The organism is Microbacterium meiriae (genome assembly GCF_025143875.1).
Classification (GTDB): domain Bacteria; phylum Actinomycetota; class Actinomycetes; order Actinomycetales; family Microbacteriaceae; genus Microbacterium; species Microbacterium meiriae.
Genome location: NZ_JAMBDU010000004.1, coordinates 160,541 through 176,010 on the forward strand (window position 1 = coordinate 160,541; position 15,470 = coordinate 176,010).

Here is a 15,470-nt window from a genome sequence, read left to right on the forward strand (position 1 = left end):
CGCGTCTAGGATGAGAGAAACACGGGAAAGGGTGGGGCACTGATGGAATGGCTCGTGCCGGTACTGATCGTCGTCGGGGTGATCCTGCTCGTCGGCGTCTATCTCTGGGCGACGTACAACTCGCTGGTGCAGCTGAACGTCCGCGTGGACGAAGCCTGGAGCGGCATCACGGTCCAGCTCAAGCGCCGTGCCGACCTCATCCCGAATCTCATCGAGACGGTCAAGGGCTATGCCTCGCACGAGAAGGCGGTGTTCGAGAACGTCACCCGCGCCCGTGCCGAGACCCTCTCCGCCGGCAGCCCCGGTGAGGCGGGGATCGCCGAAGGGCACCTGCAGCAGGCGCTGCGCAGCCTCTTCGCCGTGGCCGAGGCCTACCCGCAGCTTCAGGCGAGCCAGAACTTCCTGCAGGTGCAGCAGGCCCTCGTCGACACCGAGGACAAGATCCAGGCCGCGCGGCGCTTCTACAACGGCGGGGTGAGGGAGCTGAACACGAAGATCAAGGTGTTCCCCAACAACCTCTTCGCCAAGGGGCTCGGCTTCACGGAGCGCGAGTTCTTCGAGGTCGCCGACAGCGGCGCCATCTCCGAGCCGCCGCGCGTGCAGTTCTGATCCTCGCCCTCACCACACGGTGAGGGCGAGTTCGTCTGCGGTGATCTCGACGCCTCCGCGCACGCTCCATGCGGTGCTGCGATAGGTGACCGAGCGCGTCGTCCCGTTCTGTCCGGTGCCGGTCACGGTCGCCTCGAGGACGCCGTCGTCGGCGGCGAACGTCGTCGGGGTGAGGGTCACCATCGGGAACCGCTCGACGCGGAAGGCGACATCGGAGACCTCTCGGAACTCCGTGCCCCAGGGGATCCGGATGCCGCAGTTCTCGGGAATCGCGCTTCCACCGGCCGTGCAGGTCTCCAGGTAGGCCTCGAGCTGCGACTGTGCGGCCTCGGTCGCCTCGGGGCGGAGCGCGGCGGTCACTGTCGCCGTGGCGTCGCCGCCGGGCAGCACGACGGCCTCGGTCGTCCCCGTCAGCAGCGTCAGGGGCGCGGCCGCCACGGGATACACGGCAGGCAGCAGCGCCGCATCCTCCGCCACCGGGAGGACGGCATCGCCGACCTGCACGGCCGTCCCGACCGTCGTCGTGGCGCGGAGCGTGCCGAGGCCGGAGGCGTCGACGGCCCAGCGCCCGTCCTCCTGATCCAGCCTCAGCCGGGCGTCGTGCTCGTCCCCGTCGAGCCGGAACGTCACGGTTGCGGACACCTCGCCGTCGCTGTCGCGGACCCCCGTGACCTGGGCGTCCTCGATGGTCGAGGCTGCCCCGGCGAACGCGGCGAGGGCGCGGTCGGACACCGCCGTCCCGGTCGCCGAGACCGCCTCCGGATCGCCCGTCTCCAGAGCCCGGAGGTAGTCCCGCACGGCCTCTTCCGGTGTGGGCGAGCGGAGCGTGGAGACACCCCACCACACCGCTGCCGCCACGGCGACGACCGCGACGAGACCGGCCAGGAGCCACCGGTGACGACGGGTCATGCGACACCCTCGCGCACGTGGACATGACGCCGCACCACGCCCGGCGCGGTCGAGGCGAGCGCCGCGTGGACGGCTGCGGTCGCATCGCCCCACCCGGAGACCGACACCTGCTCAAGGCCCTGCCACTGCGCGGCCCGCAGGAGCTCCGCGGCGATCGGCTCGGCATCACCCGGGCGAGCCTGCGGCTCCCACCACGCCGACTGCACCTGGAGGGTCGAGGTGCCGCGGTCGGCCTTGAGGTCGACGCGCGCCACGATCCGGTCGCCGACGAGCACGGGAAGCGAGTAGTAGCCGTAGCGGCGCTTCGCAGCCGGGACGTAGATCTCGATGCGGTAGTCGAGCTCGAATGCCCGCAACGCGCGTTCCCGGAACCACACCACCGGATCGAACGGGGTCAGCAGGGCGGCGGTCTCGACCCGGCGTGGGAGCACGGCGTCCCGGTGCCGCCAGGCGGGGAGAGGTCTGCCACCACGCTCCCAGCCGCGGACGCTCACCGGCTGCACCTCTCCGGTGTCCACGAGGTCGGCGATCGCCGCCGTCACCGCAGCGCGGTCGCGGAGACGGTAGTAGTCCGCCAGATCGGCCGCGGTGCCGACGCCGCTGGAGCGCGCCGCACGCCGGACGAGCTCGCGGATGGCGTCCTCCCGCGGGATCTCCCGGGACCGGATGCCGTCCGGGATGACCTGCTCGGCGAGGGCGTACGTGCGTTCGAACCCCCGGCGCCCGCTCACGGCCACATCGCCCGTGCGCCACAGATGCTCGAGAGCGAGCTTGACCTCGTCCCAGTCCCACCAGGTGCCGCGCTCGCGCGGGGCATCGGCACGGAGGTCGACGGGGCGCAGGGGTCCGCGCGCGCGGAGCTCGTCCTGGACCCACTCCACCGTCCGGGCATTCGAGCGGAGCCAGGAGTCCTCCGCGGACCAGCGTCGCCGGAAGTCGTCCATGCGGAACCGCCACAGGGGCCAGTCCTCGACGGGGATGAAAGTCGCCTCATGGGCGAGATACTCCACGTAGTGGGTCGTGCGGGACAGGAAGAGGCGGTCGAGGAGCGCGGGATCATAGGCCCCGAGACGGGAGAACAGCGGGAGGTAGTGCGACCGGGCGAACACGTTGACGGAGTCGATCTGCAGCACGCCGAGCCGGTCCATCACGCGGTGCAGATGGCGCCCGGAGACGGTGGCCGGACGTGCGCGGGTGAAGCCCTGGGCGGCGAGGGCGATCCGGCGTGCCTGAGCGGGACTGAGGGTGTCGGTCACGCCGCCAGCGTATCCCCGGTATCCGACATCGTCGCCGCGCGCAAGATGCGTCGAACGGCATACGGCATGACCGTAGACTGAGGCGATGAGCGAGGACCAGCGACCCCGGCTGCGCGATCTGTTCCGTCCGCGCCCCGTGGTGACCGATCGGACCGTGACCACCGAAGCCGACGAAGCGGTGCCGCTGCCTCTGCGCATCACGGCGAGCTACGCCTGGCGCCTGCTGCTCATCGCAGCGGCCATCGGCGTCTTCATCTGGCTGGTGATGCTGCTCAAGCTCCTCGTCATCCCGCTCATGGTCGGGATCCTCATCACCGCCCTGCTGTGGCCGGCGTTCTCCTGGATGCTGCGCCACGGGTTCCCGCGCTGGCTCGCGATCGCCGTCTCGCTCATCGGCACCGCGGCGATCGTCACGGGACTCATGTGGCTCGTGGTGTGGCAGGTGCGCGCCCAGCTCCCCGACGTGCAGCAGCGCACGACCGAGGCCTTGGACAAGTTCCAGGTCTGGCTGCACGAGGGCCCGCTGAGTCTGTCGGACACGCAGATCGCGGACTATCTGCAGCAGGGCCTCGACTTCATCAGCGAGCAGGCGCAGGTCCTCTGGACGGGGGCCCTCGCGATCGGGACCACCGTGGGGCACGTCGCCACGGGGGCGCTGCTGTCCCTCTTCATCCTCATCTGCCTCCTCGCGGACGGCGCCGGTATCTGGCGCTGGACGCTCCGGATCTTCCCGCGGAAGGCCCGTCCCGCTGTCGACGGTGCCGCGCGCAACGGCTGGACGACGATCGTCAACTACGCCAGGACGCAGCTGTTCGTGGCGACGATCGACGCGATCGGCATCGGCCTCGGTGCCTTCCTGCTCCAGGTCCCGCTCGCGCTGCCCGTCGCCGTCCTGGTGTTCCTCGGCTCGTTCATCCCGATCGTCGGTGCGGTCGTGACCGGTGCGGTCGCCGTGTTCCTCGCGCTCGTCTACAACGGCCCGTGGATCGCCCTCTGGATGCTCGTGGTCGTGCTGGCCGTGCAGCAGATCGAGGGTCACATCCTGCAGCCGATCATGATGGGTTCCGCCGTCAAGGTGCACCCGCTCGCCGTCGTCCTCGTGGTCGCGGGCGGCGCGATGATCGCGGGGATCCCCGGCGCACTCTTCGCCGTTCCGCTGGCCGCGTTCGTGAACGTGGCGGCGGTGACCATCAGCTCGGGATCCTGGCGCACCGGCGTCGGGCCGAGCGGAGACCTGATCTGGAGCACAGTTCCGCGCGAGCGGAGACGGAGGAATCGATGAGCGCAGTCCCCAGCCTGACCGAGTTCCAGGACGCGGCTCGAAGTCTGGCTGAGGTGATCTCGCACACCCCGACCCTGCCCTCGCGGGCGCTGTCCGATGCGCTCGGCGCCCCGGTGCTGCTGAAGATGGAGAACCTGCAGCGCACGGGCTCCTTCAAGATCCGGGGTGCGGCCTACCGCCTCTCCCGGCTCAGCGCGGAGGAGCGCTCCCGCGGCGTCGTGGCGGCCTCGGCCGGGAACCACGCACAGGGCGTCGCCCTGGCCGCCCAGGCACTCGGCATCCCCGCGACGATCTTCATGCCGCTCGGGGTCCCGGTTCCGAAGCTCCTCGCCACACGCGGGTACGGCGCGGACGTGGTGCTCGAGGGGGAGACGGTCGCCACCTCGCTGCGCCTGGCCGCCGAGTTCTCCGAGCGCACCGGTGCCGTGCTCATCCATCCCTTCGATCACCGTGACATCGTCATCGGGCAGGGCACGCTCGGCCTGGAACTGCTGGAGGATGCGCCCGAGATCGACACCGTCGTCCTCGGGATCGGCGGCGGCGGGCTGATCGCCGGCGTCGCCGCAGCGGTGAAGGCCAAGGCCGCGGAACTCGGTCGCACGATCCGCGTGATCGGCGTGCAGGCGGAGAACGCGGCCGCCGTCCCGCCGTCGCTGGCGGCCGGGGAGCCGGTCGACATCGTCACGCGCCCCACCATCGCGGACGGCATCCTCGTCGCGCGACCGGGCGCCGTGCCGTTCGAGATCATCAAGGAACTCGTCGACGAGGTCGTCACGGTCTCCGACGACGACCTCGCGCGCGCGATGCTCGTGCTCCTGGAACAGGCGAAGGTCGTGGTCGAGCCGGCCGGTGCGGCAGGCGTCGCTGCCATCCTCTCCGGACGCGTGTCGGCGACCGGCACGACGATGGCGGTGCTGTCCGGCGGCAACATCGACCCGCTCCTGCTGCAGCGGGTGGTGTCGCACGGCCTCGCCGCCTCCGGGCGGTACCTCACGATCCGCATCCCGCTACCCGACCGTCCGGGTCAGCTCGCCCGCGTGTCCGAGCTCATCGCGGAGGCGGGAGCGAACGTCATCGAGGCCATGCACACCCGTCACGGCCACGGACTCCAGATCAGCGAGGTCATCCTCGAACTGAGCGTGGAGACCCGCGGGGCGGAGCACTCGGCCCACACGCTGGACACCCTCCGTCGCGCCGGGTTCGCGCCCATCGTCGTCCCGGACTGAGTCCGCCCGATACGACGCACCCCCTCGACCGTCGCGGTCGAGGGGGTGCGTCGTGACGAACAGGCGTCAGCCCGTGTAGGTCTCGACCTTCACGATCTCGACGCTGATCGAGCGGCCGTTCGGCGCCTCGTACGACGAGGACTCACCGACCTTGAGGCCGAGGATCGCCTGGCCCAGCGGGCTGGCCTCGCTGTAGACGTCGAGGTCGCTGCCGGCGGCGGCGATCTCGCGGCTGCCGAGGAGGAAGACCTCCTCGCCGCCCGCGACGACCGCGGTCACGACAGTGCCTGGCTCGACGATGCCGCGGCTGGCGGGAGCCTCGCCCACCTTCGCGGTCTTCAGCAGCGCCTCCAGGGTGCGGATGCGCGCCTCCTGCTTGCCCTGCTCGTCCTTCGCCGCGTGGTAGCCGCCGTTCTCCTTGAGGTCGCCCTCCTCGCGGGCCGCCTCGATGCGCTTGGCGATCTCGTCGCGGCCGACGGTGGAGAGGTGTTCCAGCTCGGCGACGAGCCGGTCGTAGGCTTCCTGCGTGAGGAAGGGGACCTGAGCATCGGTGGACATGACGAAGCTCCTTCTATCGGGATCCCGCCGAGATGCCGCGGGGGATATGCCAAGACGCCCCGGCACGGTGCCGGGGCGTCGTCTGTCTGGCATCAGTCTAGGCGACCCAGCAGGTGTTCACCAAACCTGTCGTGGCCTCCGCGACGGTCGGGATGCGCTCCGCACGGGTGAGCGAGTGGGCGTCTCCGGCCGGGATCTCCACGATCTTCCAGCCCACGACACCGAACTCCTCGTCGAGGGCTTCGAGCACGCAGACGACGTCCTTGCCCTGGACGCCGGTGACCTGGAAGCGGAGGTCGACGGCATGCTCGTCCACGAGTTCGAAGCCCAGGTCGTCGGCATCGACGGAGCTCATCGACTGACTCACGGTGGACCAGGCGAGGGCGGCGAGGAGGAGCAGGGCGACGGCCCCGGCGAGGAACCACGGCCACCGACGGCGGCGGGTGCGGCCGTAGCGTTCGTCGAGCTGGAGGGCGGTCGTCACAGGTGGGGTCTTCCGGTCGTTAGGCTGGTGTTACCAGGTTATGCGACCTGCGTACGAAAGGCCGATTCATGCGCTTCCTCTCCGAGACTCCGATGCCGACACCGTCGATGACGGTGGCTCCGGAGTCGGTCACGCCGGGCTTCGCCGGCTTCGCGGTGATCGTCTTCGTGCTCATCGCCGTGATCCTGCTGATCTGGGACATGAACCGCCGGATCCGCCGGGTGCGGTACCGCGAAGAGGTCCGCGAGGAGCTCGACGCGGAAGAAGCCGCCCGCGCCGCCGAGAACGCCGCGGACGACGGTCGCACCGCACCGGAAGCTCCGGCCGCGTCCGATGAGGGGCCGCGCGAGCGCTGACCCCGGCTCAGGGCGCGCCGAGCGACGGCGACAGCGGGTGCAGGGCGATCAGCAGGCACGCCGTCCAGTGGCACAGGAACGCCAGAACAGTGCACACGTGGAAGATCTCGTGGAAGCCGAAGTGTCCGGGCCAGGGGTTCGGCTTCTTCAGCGCGTAGACGATGGCGCCGCCCGTGTAGAGCAGACCGCCGACGATCACGAGGACCATCATGGCGACGTTGGCGTCGAGCAGGTCGACGATGTACATCACCGCGGCCCAGCCGAGCAGTAGGTACAGCGCGACGTAGAGCCAGCGCGGCGCGTGGATCCAGAACACCCGGAAGAGGATGCCGAGCAGGGCTCCGCTCCAGACCAGCGTCAGCAGCAGGACGCCCTTCGCCGGCGGCAGCGCCAGGGTCGCGAGCGGCGTGTACGTGCCGGCGATGAGCAGCAGGATGTTCGCATGGTCGATCCGCTTGAGGATGCCCTTGACCCGCGGCCGCCAGTTGAAGCGGTGGTACACGGCCGAGTTCCCGAACAGCAGCAGCGAGGTGGCCATGAAGACCACCGCGGCCCACTTCGCCGCGGCGCCCTGCGACACGACGACGAGGATGATGCCGGCGACGAGCGCGACGGGGAACGTGCCGGCGTGGATCCAGCCGCGCCAGGTCGGTTTGATCTCGGTCGCCGCATCGGCGGCCGCGGCTTCGAGCAGCGGCAGCTGTGGGACGTCGGCGCCGGTCTGGTCGGAAGTGCTCACGTGCTCACTCTAAGCGGCTGCGCATGCCCCGCCCCGTACATGTCCCCAGGTTCTGCACCGGCGCGGAAGACCGGGGCAGGGTAGCGTAGGTGGGTGATGTCACGCGAGAGCCCGGGGCGGGGACCGCTGTACCGGCTGTACACCAGCCGGCTGCGTCGTCAACTCGATCCGGCCTCCGTTCCGCACCATGTCGCGATGATGATCGACGGCAATCGCCGGTGGGCGCGGCAGCTCGGATTCGACACCCCGGCCGAAGGACACCGTGCGGGGGCGGCCAAGATGCAGGAGTTCCTCGGCTGGTGCGATGAGCTCGGGGTACGGGTCGTCTCGCTCTACCTCCTGTCCAGCGACAACCTCCGCAAACGGGACTCGGCCGAGCTCGCCGATCTCATCGAGATCATCGCGGAGCTCGCCGAGGCGCTATCCCAGAAGGGGAACTGGCGGGTCAAGCACGTCGGCCGCTCCGACATCCTCCCCGTCGAACTGGCACGGGTGCTCGCCGACGCGGAGGAGCGGACGAAGGACCACACCGGACTGCACGTGAACCTCGCGGTCGGCTACGGCGGCCGGAACGAGATCGTCGACGCGGTGCGCAGCATCATCACGAAGCATGAGGCATCGGGTGGCACGCTGGAAGACCTCGCGGCGCACCTCACTCCGGAGATGATCGGGGAGCACCTCTACACGGGCGGCCAGCCCGACCCCGACCTCGTGATCCGCACGAGCGGCGAGCAGCGGCTGAGCGACTTCCTGCTGTGGCAGAGCGCGCACAGCGAGTTCTACTTCGTCGAGGCCCTGGGGCCGGACCTCCGCCAGGTCGACTTCCTCCGCGCGATCCGCGACTACGCCGACCGCGACCGCCGATTCGGACGCTGATCCGGGAACCGCGCGCGCGTGTCACAATGACGCAGTGAGCTCCTTCGACGACTACATCGGAACGTTCGACGCCGAGCCCGGGTACCTGAACTGGGCGGCGTTCGGCCCCGTGTCACCCTCGGTCCGTGCCGAGGTGTTCGCGGACGCGGACCTGCTCGGCAGCGGTCGGCCGTCGTCGCTGGCCCTCGTGGGAGAGCGGATCGGGCAGGCGCAGGAGGTCATCGCCGAACTCCTCGGCGCCGACGCCGCGGAGGTCACGCTGCAGCCGTCGTCGACGCACGGCCTCATGCACGCGCTCTACGGGGTCTCCGGCGCGGTCATCGCGAGCACGGCGGAGTTCCCGAGTGTGAGCCTCACTCTGGAGCGCGCGGCGACCGCGTCCGGCCGCGCGGTCACACCACGGTGGATCACGCCCGAGGATGGACGGGTCACTCCCGACGCCGTCAGTGCTGTCCTCGACGACGAGGTCGTCGCCCTCGCCGTCAGCCACGTCGACTTCCGTACCGGCTACCGTGCCGACCTCGCCGCGCTGCGTGACGTCCTCGGCCCGGACCGCCTCCTCATCGTCGATGCCGTGCAGTCCTTCGGTGTGATCGACGCCGACTACAGCGTCGCGGACGTCGTCGTCGGGCACGGGTACAAGTGGCTGCGCGCGGGCCGGGGCACCGGGTTCGCCTGGTTCTCGCCGCAGGCGCGCGAGCGCATCGCGCCCGTGCTCTCCGGCATCACCGGGACGGCGGCGAGCGGACTCTTCGTCGACGAGCTGCCCGCCCCGGCACCGGACGCGAAGGCGTACACGATCAGCGTGCCGGACACGCTCGCCGCCGGCCGGCTCTCAACCGGCGCACGCGATGTCAGGGACGCCGGCGTCGCGGCCATCGAAGAGCGGGTCTCCGCGCAGGTGGACGCGGTGATCGAGACCGCCGACCGCCATGGGATCGCCGTCGTCTCCCCGCGCGACCGCACCGAGCGCGCGGGGATCGTCGCCCTCGCACCGGAGGAACCCGCTCGGCTCGCGGCGGCCCTCGCGAACGCCGGACTGGTCGTCACGGCGCGTGGCGAGTCGATCCGCGTCGCACCGCACGCGGGCACCGACGCCGAGACCCTCGCACTGCTCGATGAGACCCTCGGCGCGTTCGGCAAGGAATCGTTCATCGTCCCGTAACGAATCGCTGGCGTGTCTTGTCCGTGGAAAACGCCCGGGCGGTCGTACCTTCAAGGCATCGGGCAAGGCGCCCGGTCGGGTCGGCCTCAGGTTCGCGACTCGTGACCCCCTGGTCGACTCGTTCGAATAGCCGGGAATCCCCGGGTCGGGAGTGGGTCGTGACCACACGTTCAGCGCAGCAGTCCACCAGCACCGCGCAGCAGTCCACCCGTCAGACGACGAGACAGGCCGCGGCCGCAGAACCCGATCAGGATCTGCGCACCTACGTCCTCGACACCTCGGTCCTGCTGAGCGATCCGCAGGCGCTCTTCCGCTTCGCGGAGCATTCCGTGGTGCTCCCGGTGGTCGTCATCACCGAACTCGAGGGCAAGCGGCACGACCCGGAGATCGGCTACTTCGCCCGCCAGGCGCTGCGTCACCTCGACGACCTCCGCGTCGAGCACGGCCGCCTCGACTTCCCGGTGGAGGTCGGCGAGGGCGGCACCCTCCGCGTGGAGCTCGGCAACGCCGACCTCTCGGTGCTCCCGGCCGGCATCCGCCTCAGTGACAACGACAGCCGCATCCTCTCCGTGGCGATGCACCTCGCGCAGGACGGCCAGGACGTGACCATCGTGTCGAAGGATCTCCCGATGCGGGTGAAGGCGGCGTCCCTCGGGCTGCGTGCCGAGGAGTATCTCGCGGAGCAGGCCGTCGACTCGGGCTGGACCGGCATCGCCACCCTCGACCTCTCCGGCGATGACATCAGCGACCTCTATGAGAGCGAGGTCGGGATCAGTGAGGACGTGCACGGGCTCCCCGTCAACACCGGCCTCATCATCCACTCCGAGCGCGGATCGGCCCTCGGCCGGGTCACCGGCGACGGCGAGTTCCGGCTCGTCCGCGGGGACCGGGACATCTTCGGCATGCACGGGCGCTCCGCCGAACAGCGCATCGCGATCGACCTGCTCCTCGACCCCGAGCTGGGCATCGTGTCGCTGGGCGGACGCGCAGGCACCGGCAAGTCCGCGCTGGCGCTGTGCGCGGGTCTGGAGGCCGTGCTGGAGCGGCAGCAGCAGAAGAAGATCATCGTGTTCCGTCCGCTGTTCGCCGTCGGGGGCCAGGAGCTCGGATACCTCCCGGGCGACCAGGGGGAGAAGATGAACCCCTGGGGCCAGGCGGTGTACGACACCCTCGGCTCCGTCGTCTCCGGGAACGTCATCGACGAGGTCGTGGAGCGCGGGTTGCTGGAGGTCATGCCGCTCACCCACATCCGCGGACGGTCCCTGCACGACGCCTTCGTGATCGTGGATGAGGCGCAGTCCCTGGAGCGGAACGTGCTGCTCACGGTGCTCAGCCGGATGGGCCAGAACTCCCGGGTGATCCTCACCCACGACGTCGGGCAGCGCGACAACCTCCGTGTCGGTCGGCACGACGGCATCGCGAGCGTCATCGAGACCCTCAAGGGACACGGCCTCTTCGGACACGTCACGCTGACCCGCTCGGAGCGCTCCGCCATCGCCGCCCTCGTCACGGACCTCCTGGAGGGCGGCGAGCTCAGCTGATCCGATCCGTGCGGGCGGGCTCTGCACGACCCGGGCCCGCCCGCACGATCGCGTCCCGGCCGCACGATCTCGTCCCGCCTGTTGGCCCCACCGGCCTCTTCGATCGTGCATCCATGTCGGGCTCGTGCACCTGGAGGTCCAGACGTCACGTCACACGAGCGGGTGGATACACGGTCCCGTCGGATACACGATCTCCCGGATGCACGATCCGACGACAGTGGTGGGTCGATCAGGGGTGTTCCGTCGTGCAGGCGTACCCAGCTCGTGCATCCGTCCCGCGGGCCCTCGGACGTCGGTAGCGACACCTGCACGATCCTGCACCGTCGGCCGGCTGCCGGGACCGGAGGGGTCGTGCAGGTGGAACGGGGCCGTACGGGCGGAACGGGGCCGTGCGGGCGGAACCGCGGTCAGACGCGGTCGCGGGCCCGGCGCAGAGCCCCTTCGATCGCAGCCTGAACCATGGGCCAGTCGTGCACGACCTGGGCGTAGTCGAAGCGCAGCGTCTCGTACCCGAGTCGCGATGCCGCAGCATCGCGGGAGAGATCGCGGTGGCGCATCTCGGGAGCACCGTGGTGCTCCCGGCCGTCGACCTCGATGATGAGTCGGCCGTCGACCACGAAGTCGACGCGGCCGACACCGGGGATCGAGACCTGCGTCGCGAGGTGCACGCCGAGGATGTGGAGACGGAGGCGCAGGAGGGATTCCAGACCGCTGTCCGCGTCGGAACGGGCGAAGTCCACGAGCCAACGCGCGGACCGGGGCAGCGCGGCGCGGATCCGGGCTCGTGACGCGCTGCCGATCAGACCCAGGCGCCAGGCGGACTCGAACGAGACGAAGAACGACTCGTCACCCTCGCAGGCGTGCAGATGCCGGAGCGCGTCCTCGACAGCCACGATGCCGAACCGGGTGCGTCCCTCGAAATGATGCGGGATGCACCGGCACTCGATGTGCGGGTGCGCGCGGCCGTTGCGCCCGAGCCAGACGTGCGGCGCATCGCTCTCCGACAGCACCCAGACTCCGTGGGCACGTAGCGCGGTGCCGCAGCTGATGGCCCCTCCGTGGGCAGCCGCCGTGAGCACCGTCGCGTCGAGGTCGTGGGTGGCGAACACCCCCGCGCGGACCCGATGGATCCGGCCGGCGCGCACCGCGCGGGACAAGGCGGAGCGGGAGATTCCGAAAGCCCCGAGGTCGCGACCGCGGGCGATGCCTCCGAGACGGTGAACGGTCGAGACGGGATCGAGCACTCGCCGATTCTGCGTCCTCCGGCGTCACGGCGGGGGCCGAAGGACGTCGTGGGGACGAGTCGGGATGTCCGGGGATCCGTGGAGGAAGAGTCACCTGCACGATCCGGAGCCGCGGGTAGTCCTGATCCGGGGATTCCGTCGTGCAGACGGAACGTGGTCGTGCATCCGAGGTGGGAACCGAGACGGACGGAAAACGGGATCGGAGAACGGGACGGTGCCGGAAACGACGGATGCCGCGGGGACCGAGGTCCTCGCGGCATCCGTCTTCGAGCGTGGATCAGCCCGGGTGGGTCATCGACAGCAGGTCGAGCTTCTCGTCCAGCTGCTCGAGGGTGAGCTCGCCGCGCTCGACGTAGCCGAGGTCGATCACGGCGTCGCGCACCGTGATGCCCTTGGCGACAGAGTGCTTGGCGATCTTCGCCGCGGCTTCGTAGCCGATGAGCTTGTTCAGGGGCGTCACGATCGACGGGCTCATACCCGCGAAGGCCGCCGCCCGCTCGACGTTCGCCTGCAGGCCGTCGATCGTCTTGTCCGCGAGCACCCGCGAGGCGTTCGACAGCAGACGGATCGACTCGAGCACCGCGGTGCCCATGACCGGGATGGCGACGTTCAGCTCGAACGAGCCGGAGGCGCCGGCCCAGGCGACCGTGGCGTCGTTGCCGATGACCCGCGCGCACACCATGAGCACGGCCTCGGGCACGACGGGGTTGACCTTGCCCGGCATGATCGACGACCCCGGCTGCAGGTCGGGGATGTGCAGCTCGCCGAGACCGGTGTTGGGGCCGGAGCCCATCCAGCGCAGGTCGTTGTTGATCTTCGTGAGCGACACGGCGATCGTGCGGAGCGCGCCGGAAGCCTCGACGAGACCGTCGCGGTTCGCCTGCGCCTCGAAGTGGTCCTTCGCCTCGGTGATCGGCAGCTCGGTCTCGGCCGCGAGCAGCTCGATGACCTTCTGCGGGAATCCGAGGGGAGTGTTGATCCCGGTGCCGACGGCGGTGCCGCCCAGGGGCACCTCGGCCACTCGGGGGAGCGCCGACTGCACGCGCTCGATGCCCAGACGGATCTGGCGGGCGTAGCCGCCGAACTCCTGGCCGAGCGTGACGGGCGTCGCGTCCATGAGGTGCGTGCGGCCGGACTTGACCGCGTCCTTCCAGAGCTCCGCCTTGGCCTCGAGCGCGACCGCGAGGTGGTCGAGCGCGGGGATCAGGGTGTCGATGAGCGCCTGGGTGACCGCGATGTGCACCGAGGTCGGGAACACGTCGTTCGACGACTGCGAGGCGTTCACGTGGTCGTTGGGGTGCACGGTCGATCCGAGGATGCGGCTCGCGAGCGTCGCCAGGACCTCGTTCATGTTCATGTTCGAGGAGGTGCCGGAGCCGGTCTGGTAGGTGTCGACCGGGAACTCGCCGTCGTGTGCGCCGGATGCGACCTGGTCGGCGGCCTGCGCGATGGCATCGGCGATGGCGCCGTCGAGGGTGCCGAGCTCCTTGTTGGCCAGGGCGGCGGCCTTCTTGATACGCGCGAGTGCGGCGATCTGCGTCGACTCCAGGCCCTTGCCGGAGATCGGGAAGTTCTCCACGGCGCGCTGTGTCTGCGCCCCGTAGAGCGCGTTCACGGGCACTCGCACCTCACCCATGGTGTCGTGTTCGATGCGGTACTCGGTGTCGGTCATTCCGAACCCTCCTTGGTTGCGGGGTCGATCCCCTCGGCTTCGATGCCGACCGTGACGACGGGCGCTGCCTCGCCCTCGGCCAGACGATAGTTGGCGCCGACGATGCCGAGACGGCCTTCGGCGACGGCGTTGCTGATGATCTCGGACGACTGCAGCAGGTCGTTGACGGTGTTGCGCAGGTGCTCGCGGCCGACGAGCTCCGCATCGATGTCGGCCACCGTGCCGCCGCCGCTCTCCGCGAGGACCTTGCGGGCGGCAGGGACGATCGGCGCGATGAGCTTCCAGATGTGCGGGGGGAGCGGGTCGGCGTCGATGGCCGTGCCGTCGATGGCGGCACGCACCGCACCGCAGGAGTCGTGCGCGAGGACCACGATGAGCGGCACCTCGAGAACGGCGACCGCGTACTCCAGGCTCGCCACGATCGACTCGCCGATCACCTGTCCGGCGTTGCGCACGACGAACAGGTCGCCGAGGCCGAGGTCGAAGATGATCTCGGCGGCGAGACGGGAGTCCGAGCAGCCGAACAGCGTCGCGACGGGGTGCTGGGCCGCGGTGAGGTCCTTGCGACGGTCGACGTTCTGGTTCGGGTGCTGGGGCTCGTCGCGGACGAAGCGACGGTTGCCGTCCTGCATCTGCTTCCAGGCGGCGGCGGGGGTCAGCGGGTGGGTCATCGGGCCTCCGAGACGGTGCGGATCTGGGGGATGAGCGACTCCGCGAGCTCGGCGGTGGAGTCCGCGGAGCGGGAGCCGTAGAGGAGCACGTAGTCGTCGCCGGCCTGGGTGCCGAGGGCATAGGTGACGTTCGCCTCGGCGCTGGCGGAGCCGGGCTGGTAGACGTCCCACTCCCGGCCGCCGATGCGCACGGTGTCGGTCGGGGCGACGCCGTTCAGCCGCTGCGGGGCCCAGGAGGCATCGGCGTCGAACGCCTGGGCGAGCTTGATGAATCCGCGCTCATCCTGCGCCGCGGGCGCGAGGGTGACCTCCCAGACCACGGGGGCTCCGCTCTGGAGTTCCGCCGCGTTCACCCGCCAGAACTCGTCCGTCTCGGGAACGATCGCCGGGCTGCCCATGGACGACTCGACGTCGGCGGCGATGGCGGCCACGTCGATCGGCTTCGCCGCGACCGGCTCACCGCGGGGGACGAGCGCGATGATGACGACGACGACCGCGAGGGTCACCACGAGGGCGGCGACGAGATTGCGGACCGTCTGGCTCGACCGATAGGCCTTGCTCGACGCGGCCTTGCGCGCTGCGGTCTCGTCAGGTGTCTCCGGCCGACCGAGGTCGGCGTTGATCGCGGGGCCCTTGCTCATGACGCGTCGCTCTCGTCGGCGGTGGCGGTGCGAGCGGCCTCGAGCCGGCGCTTCGCGCCGAGCAGCCACTCCTCGCAACGGGCGGCCAGGGCCTCGCCGCGCTCCCAGAGTGCGAGCGAGTGCTCGAGGGTCGGTGCCCCCTGTTCGAGCTCGGCGACGACCCGCACGAGCTCGTCACGGGCCGCCTCGAACGACAGCGTGTCCACGGGGGTGTCGTTCACGGCGCTCACTCCTCCATCCT

At 70.3% G+C, this 15,470-nt stretch carries 17 protein-coding genes; 7 read left to right on the forward strand and 10 right to left on the reverse strand.

Annotated elements, in window-relative coordinates; all coding sequences use genetic code 11:
* Positions 1-42 precede the first annotated feature (42 nt).
* Positions 43-609 carry a LemA family protein gene (locus M4D53_RS04170; protein ID WP_136051621.1) on the forward strand — a complete coding sequence of 189 codons (567 nt, stop codon included), beginning with the start codon at positions 43-45 and terminating at the stop codon, positions 607-609.
* Between the two features lie 9 nt (positions 610-618).
* Here M4D53_RS04170 and M4D53_RS04175 read toward each other — a convergent pair whose 3' ends face one another.
* Both M4D53_RS04175 and M4D53_RS04180 read right to left on the reverse strand, forming a co-directional pair.
* Complete coding sequence (locus M4D53_RS04175) at positions 619-1,518, reverse strand: hypothetical protein (protein WP_259952157.1); 900 nt, start codon at positions 1,516-1,518, stop codon at positions 619-621.
* Entirely contained in the window at positions 1,515-2,774 is a 1,260-nt protein-coding gene (locus tag M4D53_RS04180) for a winged helix-turn-helix domain-containing protein (RefSeq protein ID WP_259952158.1), read from the reverse strand. Before M4D53_RS04180 ends, M4D53_RS04175 begins: the two co-directional genes overlap by 4 nt.
* Before the next feature lie 85 nt (positions 2,775-2,859).
* Between M4D53_RS04180 and M4D53_RS04185 the strand changes: the two genes are divergently transcribed.
* Both M4D53_RS04185 and ilvA read left to right on the forward strand, forming a co-directional pair.
* A complete protein-coding gene (locus M4D53_RS04185; protein WP_259952159.1) occupies positions 2,860-4,056 on the forward strand; it encodes an AI-2E family transporter in 1,197 nt (398 codons plus the stop codon).
* Positions 4,053-5,282: a threonine ammonia-lyase gene (gene ilvA, locus M4D53_RS04190; RefSeq protein WP_187663590.1), complete on the forward strand. Its 1,230-nt coding sequence runs from the start codon at positions 4,053-4,055 to the stop codon at positions 5,280-5,282. Before M4D53_RS04185 ends, ilvA begins: the two co-directional genes overlap by 4 nt.
* Before the next feature lie 66 nt (positions 5,283-5,348).
* Here the strand turns inward: ilvA and greA are convergent, their stop codons facing one another.
* Together greA and M4D53_RS04200 are read right to left on the reverse strand one after the other, a co-directional pair.
* The gene (greA, locus tag M4D53_RS04195; RefSeq protein WP_136051615.1) at positions 5,349-5,840 is read right to left on the reverse strand and encodes a transcription elongation factor GreA; all 492 of its coding nucleotides are present in this window, start codon (positions 5,838-5,840) and stop codon (positions 5,349-5,351) included.
* A 97-nt stretch (positions 5,841-5,937) separates the two neighbouring features.
* The gene (locus M4D53_RS04200) at positions 5,938-6,324 is read right to left on the reverse strand and encodes a DUF4307 domain-containing protein (protein WP_187663591.1); all 387 of its coding nucleotides are present in this window, start codon (positions 6,322-6,324) and stop codon (positions 5,938-5,940) included.
* A gap of 68 nt (positions 6,325-6,392) precedes the next feature.
* Here M4D53_RS04200 and M4D53_RS04205 point away from each other — a divergent pair, with 68 nt between their 5' ends.
* Entirely contained in the window at positions 6,393-6,680 is a 288-nt protein-coding gene (locus M4D53_RS04205; RefSeq protein WP_259952160.1) for a hypothetical protein, read from the forward strand.
* 7 nt (positions 6,681-6,687) lie between these two features.
* Here the strand turns inward: M4D53_RS04205 and trhA are convergent, their stop codons facing one another.
* Positions 6,688-7,419, reverse strand: a complete 732-nt coding sequence (gene trhA, locus M4D53_RS04210) for a PAQR family membrane homeostasis protein TrhA (RefSeq protein ID WP_187663593.1) — start codon at positions 7,417-7,419, stop codon at positions 6,688-6,690.
* A gap of 96 nt (positions 7,420-7,515) precedes the next feature.
* Here trhA and M4D53_RS04215 point away from each other — a divergent pair, with 96 nt between their 5' ends.
* The 3 genes from M4D53_RS04215 (at position 7,516) to phoH2 (ending at position 11,001) form a co-directional block, all read left to right on the forward strand.
* A complete protein-coding gene (locus M4D53_RS04215) occupies positions 7,516-8,295 on the forward strand; it encodes an isoprenyl transferase (protein ID WP_187664116.1) in 780 nt (259 codons plus the stop codon).
* Between the two features lie 34 nt (positions 8,296-8,329).
* Positions 8,330-9,460 (forward strand): aminotransferase class V-fold PLP-dependent enzyme, encoded by a 1,131-nt coding sequence (locus M4D53_RS04220; RefSeq protein ID WP_259952163.1) that lies wholly within the window; start codon positions 8,330-8,332, stop codon positions 9,458-9,460.
* A 158-nt stretch (positions 9,461-9,618) separates the two neighbouring features.
* Positions 9,619-11,001: an RNA 5'-3' helicase PhoH2 gene (gene phoH2, locus M4D53_RS04225; RefSeq protein ID WP_396817261.1), complete on the forward strand. Its 1,383-nt coding sequence runs from the start codon at positions 9,619-9,621 to the stop codon at positions 10,999-11,001.
* A gap of 407 nt (positions 11,002-11,408) precedes the next feature.
* Here phoH2 and M4D53_RS04230 read toward each other — a convergent pair whose 3' ends face one another.
* The 5 genes from M4D53_RS04230 to M4D53_RS04250 all read right to left on the reverse strand — a co-directional run bounded on the left by M4D53_RS04230 (position 11,409) and on the right by M4D53_RS04250 (position 15,459).
* Positions 11,409-12,245 (reverse strand): DUF559 domain-containing protein, encoded by an 837-nt coding sequence (locus tag M4D53_RS04230; RefSeq protein WP_187663596.1) that lies wholly within the window; start codon positions 12,243-12,245, stop codon positions 11,409-11,411.
* Between the two features lie 277 nt (positions 12,246-12,522).
* On the reverse strand, positions 12,523-13,917 hold the full coding sequence (locus M4D53_RS04235) for a class II fumarate hydratase (protein WP_187663597.1): 1,395 nt from the start codon (positions 13,915-13,917) through the stop codon (positions 12,523-12,525).
* Positions 13,914-14,588, reverse strand: a complete 675-nt coding sequence (locus M4D53_RS04240) for a carbonic anhydrase (RefSeq protein WP_187663598.1) — start codon at positions 14,586-14,588, stop codon at positions 13,914-13,916. The genes M4D53_RS04235 and M4D53_RS04240 overlap by 4 nt, the downstream gene beginning before the upstream one ends.
* The gene (locus M4D53_RS04245) at positions 14,585-15,229 is read right to left on the reverse strand and encodes a DUF4245 family protein (protein ID WP_187663599.1); all 645 of its coding nucleotides are present in this window, start codon (positions 15,227-15,229) and stop codon (positions 14,585-14,587) included. Before M4D53_RS04245 ends, M4D53_RS04240 begins: the two co-directional genes overlap by 4 nt.
* Positions 15,226-15,459: an exodeoxyribonuclease VII small subunit gene (locus tag M4D53_RS04250; RefSeq protein ID WP_187663600.1), complete on the reverse strand. Its 234-nt coding sequence runs from the start codon at positions 15,457-15,459 to the stop codon at positions 15,226-15,228. The genes M4D53_RS04245 and M4D53_RS04250 overlap by 4 nt, the downstream gene beginning before the upstream one ends.
* Between the last annotated feature and the right edge of the window lie 11 nt (positions 15,460-15,470).

Coding starts and splice junctions, on each gene's coding strand:
- M4D53_RS04170 (WP_136051621.1), top strand. CDS start 43: ATGGAATGGCTCGTGCCGGTACTGATCGTCGTCGGGGTGATCCTGCTC.
- M4D53_RS04175 (WP_259952157.1), bottom strand. CDS start 1,518: ATGACCCGTCGTCACCGGTGGCTCCTGGCCGGTCTCGTCGCGGTCGTC.
- M4D53_RS04185 (WP_259952159.1), top strand. CDS start 2,860: ATGAGCGAGGACCAGCGACCCCGGCTGCGCGATCTGTTCCGTCCGCGC.
- ilvA (WP_187663590.1), top strand. CDS start 4,053: ATGAGCGCAGTCCCCAGCCTGACCGAGTTCCAGGACGCGGCTCGAAGT.
- greA (WP_136051615.1), bottom strand. CDS start 5,840: ATGTCCACCGATGCTCAGGTCCCCTTCCTCACGCAGGAAGCCTACGAC.
- M4D53_RS04205 (WP_259952160.1), top strand. CDS start 6,393: ATGCGCTTCCTCTCCGAGACTCCGATGCCGACACCGTCGATGACGGTG.
- M4D53_RS04215 (WP_187664116.1), top strand. CDS start 7,516: ATGTCACGCGAGAGCCCGGGGCGGGGACCGCTGTACCGGCTGTACACC.
- M4D53_RS04235 (WP_187663597.1), bottom strand. CDS start 13,917: ATGACCGACACCGAGTACCGCATCGAACACGACACCATGGGTGAGGTG.
- M4D53_RS04240 (WP_187663598.1), bottom strand. CDS start 14,588: ATGACCCACCCGCTGACCCCCGCCGCCGCCTGGAAGCAGATGCAGGAC.
- M4D53_RS04245 (WP_187663599.1), bottom strand. CDS start 15,229: ATGAGCAAGGGCCCCGCGATCAACGCCGACCTCGGTCGGCCGGAGACA.